Origin of the sequence: Marinobacter sp. M-5 (assembly GCF_032911545.1) — a bacterium.
GTDB lineage: Bacteria > Pseudomonadota > Gammaproteobacteria > Pseudomonadales > Oleiphilaceae > Marinobacter > Marinobacter goseongensis.
The window spans coordinates 145,534-157,426 of sequence record NZ_JAWJEK010000002.1; the positions used below are offsets into that span (position 1 = coordinate 145,534).

Annotated in this window: 11 protein-coding genes; 5 read left to right on the plus strand and 6 right to left on the minus strand. The window is 60.2% G+C overall.

Features of this window, described 5'->3' with window-relative positions; translation table 11 throughout:
• Positions 1-38: 38 nt before the first annotated feature.
• The 3 genes from R0125_RS10005 (at position 39) to R0125_RS10015 (ending at position 1,774) form a co-directional block, all read left to right on the plus strand.
• Entirely contained in the window at positions 39-542 is a 504-nt protein-coding gene (locus R0125_RS10005) for a DUF2390 domain-containing protein (RefSeq protein ID WP_317238047.1), read from the plus strand.
• On the plus strand, positions 539-934 hold the full coding sequence (locus tag R0125_RS10010) for a DUF4124 domain-containing protein (protein ID WP_248185233.1): 396 nt from the start codon (positions 539-541) through the stop codon (positions 932-934). Before R0125_RS10005 ends, R0125_RS10010 begins: the two co-directional genes overlap by 4 nt.
• A gap of 132 nt (positions 935-1,066) precedes the next feature.
• Positions 1,067-1,774: an FKBP-type peptidyl-prolyl cis-trans isomerase gene (locus tag R0125_RS10015; RefSeq protein WP_248185235.1), complete on the plus strand. Its 708-nt coding sequence runs from the start codon at positions 1,067-1,069 to the stop codon at positions 1,772-1,774.
• Between the two features lie 93 nt (positions 1,775-1,867).
• On the opposite strand, the gene rsd is transcribed toward R0125_RS10015, so the two are convergent.
• Together rsd and R0125_RS10025 are read right to left on the minus strand one after the other, a co-directional pair.
• Positions 1,868-2,350 carry a sigma D regulator gene (gene rsd / locus R0125_RS10020; protein ID WP_317238048.1) on the minus strand — a complete coding sequence of 161 codons (483 nt, stop codon included), beginning with the start codon at positions 2,348-2,350 and terminating at the stop codon, positions 1,868-1,870.
• Between the two features lie 98 nt (positions 2,351-2,448).
• The gene (locus R0125_RS10025) at positions 2,449-2,955 is read right to left on the minus strand and encodes a disulfide bond formation protein B (protein WP_317238049.1); all 507 of its coding nucleotides are present in this window, start codon (positions 2,953-2,955) and stop codon (positions 2,449-2,451) included.
• Positions 2,956-3,118: 163 nt separating this feature from the next.
• Between R0125_RS10025 and fliL the strand changes: the two genes are divergently transcribed.
• Positions 3,119-3,586: a flagellar basal body-associated protein FliL gene (gene fliL, locus R0125_RS10030; RefSeq protein ID WP_248185239.1), complete on the plus strand. Its 468-nt coding sequence runs from the start codon at positions 3,119-3,121 to the stop codon at positions 3,584-3,586.
• 20 nt (positions 3,587-3,606) lie between these two features.
• Here the strand turns inward: fliL and rmf are convergent, their stop codons facing one another.
• From rmf to R0125_RS10050, 4 genes are all read right to left on the minus strand, one after another.
• Positions 3,607-3,822, minus strand: coding sequence for a ribosome modulation factor (gene rmf, locus R0125_RS10035; protein ID WP_317238050.1), 216 nt, complete (start codon positions 3,820-3,822; stop codon positions 3,607-3,609).
• A gap of 152 nt (positions 3,823-3,974) precedes the next feature.
• On the minus strand, positions 3,975-5,528 hold the full coding sequence (gene gshA / locus R0125_RS10040; protein ID WP_317238051.1) for a glutamate--cysteine ligase: 1,554 nt from the start codon (positions 5,526-5,528) through the stop codon (positions 3,975-3,977).
• A gap of 77 nt (positions 5,529-5,605) precedes the next feature.
• Complete coding sequence (locus R0125_RS10045; RefSeq protein ID WP_317238052.1) at positions 5,606-7,948, minus strand: Tex family protein; 2,343 nt, start codon at positions 7,946-7,948, stop codon at positions 5,606-5,608.
• 47 nt (positions 7,949-7,995) lie between these two features.
• Entirely contained in the window at positions 7,996-9,732 is a 1,737-nt protein-coding gene (locus R0125_RS10050) for a bifunctional diguanylate cyclase/phosphodiesterase (protein WP_317238053.1), read from the minus strand.
• 100 nt (positions 9,733-9,832) lie between these two features.
• On the opposite strand from R0125_RS10050, the gene rep reads away from it, so the two are divergent.
• The gene (rep, locus tag R0125_RS10055) at positions 9,833-11,851 is read left to right on the plus strand and encodes a DNA helicase Rep (RefSeq protein WP_248185247.1); all 2,019 of its coding nucleotides are present in this window, start codon (positions 9,833-9,835) and stop codon (positions 11,849-11,851) included.
• Positions 11,852-11,893: the final 42 nt, after the last annotated feature.

Here is an 11,893-nt window from a genome sequence, read left to right on the forward strand (position 1 = left end):
TACATAAGGCCACTATGCAGCGCGTCCTGGAGCGGAAAGTGACAGAACTGGAACCCGACAACCCGCTCTGGCGTTTTGCTATCGCGTTCTGGGCAAGTCCCGGCACCGAAACCGCCTGCCTGGATTTACAACGCAAAGGCTGGAGTGTTACCCGGATTTTAAGCGCATGCTGGCTTGCCATTTCAGGCCAGAAATACATCGGTAATGAAGCCGATACGGTAACAGAGTGGCGCACACATGTAACCGAGTCGCTGCGCTCGGCCAGAACATTTATCCCGCGAAACCAACCGGGCACCAAGAGCCTACGGGAGTCAATTGCCCGCAGTGAGCTGGAAGCGGAGCGGATTGAGCTGGCTTTGACCTATCAGAGCCTCGCAGAAACCCAACAAGAGAACGCCGGCATGCATGGACTGGAACAACTGGCCCGCACCAACCTGAATGGGGCCGCCCCGAAGGCCGCGTTGGACCCGGACACCGGGCGCTTACTGGACGCCCTCGCGCGTCACGTGGTGGCTTTCTCGACCGGAAAACAGGGAGCATGATCATGAAGTGGCTTATCCGGCTCGCATTCCCTGCCCTCGGCGTCCTGCTGTTCCTGATTTTCTTCGGCATTAACGAGCCCGAACCCCAGGCGGTCACCAGCACGACAGAAACAGACACCAAGGAGCAGATTCCTGCCTTTGAAGGTCTGGTGCCTTCACCGGTGCCGGTGGAAGGCCCGGATATCGTGTTCAAGTGGCAGGACAGCGATGGCAGCTGGCACTACGCCGACAAGCCTCCGGAAAACGGCTCCTGGAACACCCTCGCTATTGAGCGCCAGAACAGCGGTGGCCTGCCGCGTCTTGCCGAACCCAATCTGGAGACCGATTGGCAGTCGCCTTACAGCGCGCCGTTTTCGCTGGCTCCGACGCCACCTGCGAACAACGGCAGTTGAGCCCGGCACCTGACCGGTTTCTTAACACATGTTCAGTGGCATCTCGTCACAGAACCCGCTACCTTTCCCTATTTCAAGTCAACACAACAGGGGGGCTGATTCAGACCCCTCCCGACAACAAAGGACAATGAAATGAAGAAAGCACTGCTCGCTCTGGCAGTGACCGGCATTGTTGCCGGCTGCTCCACTCAATCCGATTCCGCCAAAGACCCCAGCCTGGACTCGACCGACCAGAAAGTCAGCTACGGCATGGGACTGGTTCTTGGTGAGCGGATGAAGAACGATCTGCCAGACCTGCAAATGGATCAGTTCCTGCAGGGCATCAAACATGGGCATGCCGGCGATGAAGAGGTCAGCCGGATGAGCCGCGAGGAAGTCCAGGAAGCGCTGATGGCCTATCAGCAACAGCTGCAGGAGCAGGAAACCTCGCAGATGGAAGATCTGGCCGAGAAGAACAGAGAAGCCGGAGAGGCTTTCCTCGCCGAGAACGCGGCGCGTGACGGCGTGGAAACCACCGAGTCAGGCCTGCAGTACGAAATTCTGGAAGAAGGTGACGGCGACAAACCCGGCGAAACGGATCGGGTGAAGGTCCACTACACCGGCGAACTGCTTTCCGGCGACGTTTTTGACAGCTCCCGTGAGCGCGGCGAGCCGGTAACCTTTGGACTCAACCAGGTGATTCCCGGCTGGACCGAGGGACTTCAACTGATGAACGAAGGCAGCCGGGCAAAACTGTACATTCCGTCTGACCTGGCCTACGGCCCGGGTGGCAACCACAGCATCGGACCCAATGAGACACTGGTGTTTGACGTGGAACTGATCGAGGTAAACCCGGAGTAACAACCGGTTATCAGAGCCGGCAGCCTCCGCCGTTGGTGAGGAGTCTGCCGGCCTGGTCTTCCAGACACGGCAGTGCGAACACCGCGCCAACCATCAGGCTGAGGACATCACCTTGTCAGCGTGGGCGTTGTGCAGATGTTCGATCAGGTAATCTTCCATTTCGAACCGGCTCTCCAGAATTTCTCCCAGCTCAGACAGCTGCGCAAACAGCTCCCGAACCTGTGCCTCGCTCAACGACTGGCCATTCAGTCGATCATTGAAATTCAGCGCGGTTTCCGTCGTCTGCGATATGCGCGGATACAGCTTGGCTGCCAGTTCCAGGCCACCGTCATTGAATTCCCGGGCTTCCTGAATCAGCTGTTCATAGATCTCGAAATGGCCCGCTGACACGTAATCCACCAGAACTTCACACAATCTGACGAACTTTTCCCGCAGGGCCTCTGTCTGGGAGTAGTCGGTCTCCCCGGACAACTCACAATAATGTACCAGCAGCTCCTGGCGCTCCTTCAGCCAACGATCAATCAGCTCGCTGACGCCACCCCAACGCTCCCTCGCATTACGGCAATTTTCCAACATGACGCCTCTCTCCAGTTACCTGACCTGTCCGGTTTCAAGTTCATTTTTATAGTGACGAGACTCAAGGTACCCCATGCTTACAGTGGGCCGCAACCGTTTCAGGCACTAACCCACTCCGACCCTTTGGCGGGACGAAACATCAGCGTCAGGCCGGTCACCACCAGCAGTGAGAAAAACACCGCCGTCCAGCCGGGAATGCTGAGACCGAGGAAGGTCCAAACCACTTTGGCGCAGTCACCGGTACCTTGCAGGGCGGTGGTCAGCACTTCCATGATCGGCAGTACATCCAGCATGTAATCCACCGAGGGACCGCAGGCAGGCACCTGATCCGCAGGCAGGCTCTGCAACCACAGCTGGCGGCCGGCAACCGCAAGACCGGCGCCCGCGGCCAGCGCCAGCAGGAAGCCGTATACCCGCACGCCAAAACCGCGGGGGTTATGCAGCACCGCCAGCAGGCTCACCAGCGCAGCGCCCATAAATCCGAAACGTTGCAGCCAGCAAAGCGGGCAGGGCTCCAGCCCCATCACATGCTCCATGTAAAACGCCACACCCAGCAGGGCGGCACACACCACAAAGATTCCGGAAAAAACCAGTCTGGACGTCAAGAGTTCACCTCGGGAAAGACATTCGGGCCCGCCGAGCCGCCAGAGATCGGCGGGCGTTCACAGGGTGCTGCAAGCAGCCCCGGGGCCTGCTATTCTGCGAGAACCGGGCGGTTATCGCCATTGGTCTGCCACTAAACCCTAAACCATAGTGAACTTCAAGCCTATGACACCTCAGCTAAAGCGCTTTTTCCTGATCCTGATGTGCCTGATTCCGGCCGCGCCCGTGGCCACCGCCCTGGCTCAGAACGAGGCATCCGACCCAGAAAGTCAGGAGGAGAGTCAGGAGGAGAACCAGGAAGCGAAGATCACCGATTACATCGAGATGGATCCGCCGTTTGTCACCCATGTGGGCGAAGCCGGGAACAAACTGACCTACCTGAAAGCGTCGGTGACCCTGCGGGCGTCGAAAGAAACCACACGGCCGGCGGTCGAAGCTCACATGCCGCGCCTGCGGCACGAGCTGGTGATGCTGTTCGGGGAGCAGACCGATACCGACCGCCTGGCAACAGGGGGTGGGCAGTCTGCACTCGGGGAAGAAGCGACACGTCGGATCAATGCTGCCCTGGAAGAACAACAGACCGGAGAGGCGATCACCGGGGTGCTGTTTACCGAGTTTGTGGTACAGCGATAGGGCGGATAACCGGCGCCCGGTCAGGCAATGCGGGAAAACAGGTCATCGCTGGCGGGAAGCTGCTCGCGGGCGATCTGCCCGGCATCTTCCCAGCCCGCCTCCCAGGCGGCAATCACCACCTCGCCGCGATACGGGCAGCGGCTGCGTTCCATGCCCATGGACGCGGCCATATAACCCTGGCGGTAGGCTTTGTTCAGTGATTCCACATCCCAACCCAGCTTGATATCTCTGGCCATGCCGGCTCTCCCTGATGCCTGATGGTCACGGAAACACACAGTGACACTGTTGCTAAAGAACGTAACAGCAGGGTCAGAAGCTGACAAATGTTTGTGCAGATTCTGTGCGGCAGGTCCGGCCGGGCTGTGACCCCCGGCCCTGATCCCGGTTCTCAGGAAGCCAGGTACTGCTCGAGGAAGTCGCCGAACGGCAGCGTGTCAGCGGCTTCCATATCCGCCTGTTCGCCGTGGGAGCGCTCGGACATGCGTTCGAACTCCGCCTCGGACGTCGTGGCAAACGCCTCCTCACGAAGGCTGCGCTGGTGCTGCAGAGACATGAACTGAACCCACTCCCGGTGCCCCAACCCGGCCTCGGCCATGGCACGGGTTACCCGCGCCGACGGAATCTGCTCCGGTGCCTCCAGCTTGGCACGCTGGGCCTGAAGCGCGCGGCGATAGCTGTCGCCACCGGCCCAGCCATCCAGACGCTCAGCCAGTGGCTCAAGACCGGAAAGCAGCTCAGCGGCAGCGTCTCCGACCGCGGAGCGATGACCGCCCTGGCACAGCGCCATGGACAGGTCCCGGCCATGGGCCACAACGTCTTTGTAGTTGTCGTCCAGACGCTCGCATTCCGCGTCGCCGATGCGCGGGCTGTCAGACAGCAGACAGTCGAGCAGGAACAGATCCAGAAAGTCGATCTGGCTTTCGGAAACACCCACAGCAGAGAACGGGTCCAGATCAAGGCAGCGCACCTCGATGTATTCCACGCCACGGGCCTCAAGCGCCTGGATCGGTTTTTCCTCCCGTTCGGTGGTGCGCTTGGGGCGCACCGCACTGTAATACTCGTTTTCAATCTGCAGCACGCTGGTGTTGATCTGGATGAATTCGTCACCGCGGCGTGTGCCAATGGCTTCATAGGCCGGCCACTGGGTGTGAATGGCACGGTCCAGCGTGCGGGTGTAGGTGCTGAGCTCGTTGAAACAGATGTTCAACGAGGACTGGGCATTGTTGTGATACCCCAGATCCCCCATGCGCAGTGAGGTGGCATCCGAGCCGTGCCAGGTGGTGTTATTGAAGCGCGACAGATCGTGCTTCACGTTCGCCACGAAGCTGTTGTCCAGCGCCGGCGAGGCGCCAAACAGCAGCATCAGCAACCAGCTACGGCGGCGGAAATTGCGAATCAGCCAGAAGTACTGGTCCGACTTGAAATCCTTCAGGCTCTGACCGTCACCCAGCGCTTCCTGCCACAGCGACCAGAAGCGATCGGGCAGCGATACGTTGTAGTGAGCCCCGGCAATACTCTGCATCATCCGGCCATAACGCACAGCCAGACCCTGGCGATACACGTGTTTCAGGCGACCGATGTTCGACGTACCGTACTCGGCTACGGGAATGCTGGCATCGCCGTCCAGTTCGCAGGGCATGCTGGCCGCCCAGAACACCTCGTCGCCGAGGTGACGCTGCACGAACCGGTGGATATCCCGCAGCGAATCCAACATGCCCCGGGTGGAGGAGAACACCGGGGTAATCAGCTCCATCAGCGCTTCGGAGTAGTCGGTGGTTATGGCAGGGTGCGTCAGCGCGGAGCCAAGGGCGCGCGGGTGCGGGGTCTGAGCGATGAAGCCGTTGCGGTCAACCCGCAGCCCCTCTTTTTCCACACCCTTGAGAAAACCGCCCCAATCGCTGGCAGCGAGCTGATGAAAAATCTGATGGCGGGATTCTGCCATGGATGACTCCTGCTACGGTGGGTTCCGCCTTGTCTTGTGGGCAGAACCCCCTGTGGAATGAATAACGATGCCGTCGGTTAACGACTGTCTTTGCGAGCCGACGCCAGCGCCTCGGCCAATGCACCGGCCATGGCACCCTGCTGCCGGGGCTGCTGCCCACCCTGCTCTCGCTTGCGGCCGGCGGACCGGTTGTCACCCCGACCCCGCGAAGCGGCCCCCTCGGACTTGGAGCCGGACGTTTCACCGGGCTGGTCACCCATACGCATGGAGAGGGCAATCCGTTTGCGGGGAATGTCCACATCCATGACCTTGACCTTGACGATGTCGCCAGCCTTGACCACTTCCCGGGGGTCCTTCACAAAGGTATTCGACAGCGCCGAGATGTGCACCAGGCCGTCCTGATGCACTCCGATATCCACAAACGCGCCAAAATTAGTGACGTTGGTGACCGAGCCTTCCAGCACCATACCCGGTTTCAGGTCGCTGAGGGTTTCCACGCCTTCCTCGAAACTGGCAAAGCGGAATTCCGGGCGCGGATCACGGCCGGGCTTTTCCAGCTCGGCAATAATATCCCGGATCGTGGGCAGGCCGAACTGCTCGGTGACGTAGTCCTGGGGATTCAACGTGCGCAGGAAAGCGGCATCGCCCATCAGGTTTTCCACCTTGCGATTGTTCTTCGCAGCAATGGCTTCCACCACCCCATAGGCCTCCGGGTGCACCGATGAGCGGTCGAGCGGATTCTCCCCGCCGGCAATCCGCAGGAAACCGGCGGCCTGCTCGAAGGTGCGGTCTCCGAGACGGGACACTTTCAACAGCTGTTTGCGATTCCTGAAGACCCCATTCTGGTTGCGGAAATCCACAATGTTCTGGGCAATGCTCTGGTTCAGCCCCGACACCCGTGACAGCAACGGCACAGACGCCGTGTTCAGATCCACGCCGACACCGTTCACGCAGTCTTCCACCACCGCGTTCAGGCTGCGGGCCAGCTGCACCTGAGACACATCGTGTTGGTACTGCCCCACGCCGATGGATTTAGGCTCGATCTTCACCAGTTCCGACAACGGGTCCTGCAGACGGCGGGCGATGGAAACCGCACCGCGAATGGTCACGTCCAGGTCTGGCAGCTCTTTGGAGGCAAACTCCGACGCGGAGTAAATCGACGCCCCGGACTCACTCACCACAATACGGGCCAGCTTCAGCTCGGGGTACTTCTTGCACAGATCCCCCACCAGTTTCTCGGTTTCCCGCGAAGCGGTGCCGTTGCCGATGGCAATCAGCTCAATCTTGTATTCGCGGCACCAGGCGGCCAGCTGAGCAATGGACGGCTCCCACTGATTGCGCGGCGCATGGGGGAAAATACCACCGTGCCCAACCACCTGGCCGGTGCCGTCAATAATGGCTACCTTAACGCCGGTACGCAGACCGGGATCCAGGCCAAGCGTGGGGCGCGGCCCCGCAGGCGCCAGCAGCAACAGGTCCTTCAGATTGTTGGCAAACACGTTGATGGCTTCGGTTTCGGCGGCTTCGCGCACCTGCGCCATCAGGTCGGTTTCAATCTGCGTGGAGAGCTTCACCCGCCAGGTCCAGCGCACCACATCCGACAACCACTTGTCGGCCGCGCGGCCGTTGTCACGCACGTTCCAGCGGGCGGCAATGCGCTGTTCGGCCGGATGGGGCTGGCGGCGATCATCCTCGGCGTCTCCCACCACGATGGCGTAACCCAGGATGCCCTCGTTGCGGCCACGCAGAATCGCCAGGGCCCGGTGCGAGGGCACCTTCTTCAGCGGCTCAATGTGATCAAAGTAGTCGCGGAACTTGGCGCCTTCGTTCTCCTTGCCTTCAATCACCGTGACCTTGAGCTGGCCGTTGTGCCAGATGAACTCCCGCAGGCTGCCGAGCAGTTCGGCATCCTCGGCAAAACGCTCCATCAGGATGTAACGGGCGCCGTCGAGGGCGGCCTTGGTGTCCGCCACGCCGGCTTCGGCATTGACGTAGTCGGCCGCGGTGGCCTCCGGCTCCCGGGTGGGGTCGTTATAGAGAGCATCGGCCAGCGGCTCAAGGCCGGCTTCCCTGGCAATCTGGGCCTTGGTACGGCGCTTGGGCTTGTAAGGTAGATACAGATCTTCCAGGCGGTTCTTGGTGTCGGCGTCGGTGATGCTGGTGCGCAGCTCTTCGGTCAGCTTGCCCTGTTCCTCAATGCTGTTGAGGATGGTAGACCGGCGGTCTTCCAACTCCCGCAGGTAGCGCAGACGCTCCTCAAGGTTCCGCAGCTGGCTGTCGTCCAGCGAACCGGTCACTTCTTTGCGATAACGGGCGATAAATGGAACGGTGGCGCCCTCATCCAGCAGGGCGACGGTGGCATTGACCTGTTGCTCGCGTACGCCGAGCTCGTAGGCGATACGCCTGGAGATACTGTTCATGCAACCTCTGTGATGCGTTCTGGATCAAAGCGCAAAGGTACAGCGGCTTACTGCTGCAGGCAAGCAGCCTGGCCGCGGTTGCTCAGGAACTGCACAAGATCCTGCCAAGGCATGGGCCGGGCGTAGTAGTACCCCTGAATCTCGTCGCAATGTTGCTGGCGCAGGAACTCCAGCTGACCCTCGGTTTCCACCCCTTCCGCCACCACGCTGATCTGCAGGCTGTGGGCGAGACTGATGATGGCGCGGATGATGTGTTCCGCATCGGCGGAATGCCCCAGCTCCTGGACAAAGGACTTGTCGATTTTGACCAGCGAAATTGGCAGATGTTGCAGATTGCTGAGGGAGGAGAAGCCGGTACCGAAATCATCAAGGGCAAAGCTGATGCCCAGCTGGTTGAGTTCCCGCAGACAACGCTGGGCGTATTCCGGATCGTGCATCATGGCACTTTCGGTCAGCTCCAGTTCCAGCAGGCTGGTATCCACATTGGCGTTGAAGATGATGCGGAAAATGGTTTCGGTCATCTTGCGATCGTGGAACTGGCGGAATGACAGGTTGACGGCGAACACCAGCCCGGGAAAGCCGAGTTCGGCGGATTCCTGCAGCCGTTTGCAGGCCTGCTCGATCACCCAGTACCCGATGGGCACGATCAGACCGCTACGCTCGGCCACCGGGATAAACTCGTCCGGCCCCACCAGCCCCCGCTCTGGATGATTCCAGCGCAGCAGGCACTCGACACCCCGCACCTCCTCCGTGGCCAGATCGATACGCGGCTGGTAATACAGCTCGAGTTCGCGGCCCCGCAGGGCGTTCCGCAAGTCCGCTTCCAGGCGCAGCTGGTAGCCGGCGGTGATGTGCAACTGGCGGTCATAAAACCGGTAACTGGTGCCGGGATCGCGTTTGGCCTCGAACATGGCACGATTGGCCCGGCGCATCAGGTTCTCCGGGCTGTCGCCGGCTTCCGGATAGGTCGCGACCCCCAGGCTGGCGCTGACCACCACGCTCTGGCCGTCGACGGTGACCGGATCATTCAGGGCGCTCACCAGCTTGCGGATGATCTGGGTAATATCGAGGGAATCTTCCACCTTTTCCACAATGATGGCGAGCTCATCCCCGCCAATACGCATCAGCGAATCGACCCGGCGCAGGCAGTGGCGTAGCCGTTCCGCGAGCTTCAACACCAGCTGATCGCTTTTCTGGTAACCAAACGATTCGTTAAAACTGCGGAAATCATCCAGATTCAGGTGCAGCAGGGCCAACCGGTGAGCGCCACGTTCGGCCCTCAGCAAAGCCTGCTGCAGGCGGTCGAAGAACAGGTCGCGGTTGATGAAACCGCTGGCCACATCGCGGCCAAGGTGGCCGAGCGCGGTTCCTGCCAACTGTTCCCGATACCACAGGCACTTGACCGAGCGAGCGAGGCCCCAGCCATCCAGGGTCTGACGACAGAGGTAATCGGTGGCGCCGTTGGCCAGCAGGTCCGGGGCACGCTCGGCACAGGGTTCGGCACTCAGGGCCAGCACCGGCTTGTCGTTGCTGGCCACGTGCAGGTAATCCAGGAAGGCCGCCTCGGAATCACCATGGAACACACAGTCCCAGAGGATCACATCAAAATGGGTGTTGCGGATCAGGTCATCACAATCGATCAGATCCGGACACCACACCATGTCCGGGACAAGTTCGCTGTCGGTGCGCAGCAGGGTCTGCATCCACAGGAAGTCGGTGTATTCCGGCGTCAACACCAGCAATCGCACCTGGCTGGAACTCATTGTTTCCATTGGAAGTGTCATCAAAAGCGCCTGATAATTCATCAAAAACAGCGGTCAGTTCCCCAAGGATAGCTGATAGATCGTCAAGGTACAGGGTCTGTTGCTGGTGTAGAATGCGCGGATGAACAAACTCAACCCCAGACAGAACGAAGCAGTGCGTTATGCCGACGGTCCCCTGCTGGTTCTGGCCGGTGCCGGCAGTGGCAAAACCAGTGTCATCACCCGCAAGATTGCCTATCTGATCGAACACCTCGGCATTCCCGGGCGCCATATCGCTGCGGTCACCTTCACCAACAAGGCCGCCCGCGAGATGAAAGAGCGGGTGGGCCGCATTGTTGATCGCAAACAGACCCGCGGACTGATTGTTTCGACCTTTCATAATCTTGGCCTCAACATGATCCGGGAGGAACACCCGCATCTGGGCTACCATCCCGGCTTTTCGATCTTTGACGCCGAGGATGCCAAGGCGCTGTTACAGGACCTGATGCTGCGGGAAGACAGCGCTGACGCCGGCGATGAACTGTCCGACGTGCAGATGACCATCTCCGCCTGGAAAAACGCCATGCGCGGACCGGAAGAAGCGTGGAGTAAGGCGGCCGATGAGCGCGAACAGCGCATCGCGCTGATCTACAAGCGTTACAACGAGTACCTGAAAGCCTATAACGCGGTGGACTTCGACGATCTGATTCTGCTGCCGGTGCAACTGTTCCGCACTCACCCGGACGTGCTGGCCAAATGGCGACGCAAGATTCGCTACATGCTGGTGGACGAGTATCAGGACACCAACGTGTGTCAGTACGAACTGGTCAAACTGCTGGTCGCGGAACGGGCGGCCTTTACCGTGGTCGGTGACGACGACCAGTCTATCTATGCCTGGCGCGGCGCACGCCCGGAGAACCTGGCGCAACTGAAAGAAGACTTCCCCAGCCTGAAAATCGTCAAACTGGAGCAGAACTACCGTTCCACCGGCCGTATTCTGCGCAGCGCCAACACCGTGATCGCCAACAACCCCCACGTGTTCGAGAAAGCGCTGTGGAGTGATCACACCATCGGCGAGGAGATCCGCATCGTGCGCTGTCGCAGCGAGGACGCCGAGTCCGACCGGGTGGCCACTGAAATCCTCGACCAGAAGCTGAAAAAGGGGCTCGCGTTCCGGGACTTCGCCGTGCTTTATCGCGGCAACCACCAGGCCCGGCTGCTGGAAATGAAACTTCAGGCTTACCAGATTCCCTATCGCATCTCCGGGGGGCAGTCGTTCTTTTCAAAAAACGAGATCAAGGACGCAATGTCCTACCTGCGACTGCTGATCAACCCGGACGACGATGCCGCTTTCCTGCGGGTGGTCAACGTGCCGCGCCGCGAGATTGGCCCCCGCACCCTGGAGCAGTTGAGTCACTACGCCCGCTCCCGCAACGTCAGCCTGTTCAAGGCCCTGGGGGACATGGGTGCGGAAACCCACGTCACCGAGAAGGGCCTTGACCGGTTACGACGCTTCGCCCATTGGGTGGATTACATCTGCGAACGGGTGCACCGGGAAGATCCGGTACCGGTGATCAAGCAACTGTTTACCGACATCGAGTACGAGGAATGGCTGCACCAGCATTCCGGCACCCCAAAACAGGCCGAGCGCCGCATGGAAAACATCTGGTACCTGGTGGAATCCATCCAGCGCATGCTGGACGACGGCAAGGGCACCGCCGATGAGCTGGGTATCGAGGACGCCATCAGCAAGCTCATCCTGCGGGACATGATGGAACAACGGGAAGAAGACGACGATAGCGACAAGGTTCAGCTGCTCACCCTGCACGCGTCCAAGGGGCTGGAGTTCCCCCACGTGTTCATCATGGGGCTGGAAGAGGAAATCCTGCCCCACCGCGCCAGCATTGAGGAAGGGAACATAGAAGAGGAGCGCCGGCTGATGTACGTCGGCATCACCCGCGCCCGGGAAACGCTGACCCTCACCTATGCCGCCCAGCGCAAACAGTACGGCGAGAAAATAGAAACCATCCCCAGTCGGTTTCTGGATGAGCTGCCGGAAGACGACCTGAAATGGGAGGGGCTGGGCGACCTCGACGTAGAAGCCAACCAGAAAAAAGGCAAAGCCACCCTCAGCGCCCTGCTGGGCGACCTGGGTATCTAGACGACACTTTGTCGAACAATTTTGCAAAAAACTGCCATACAG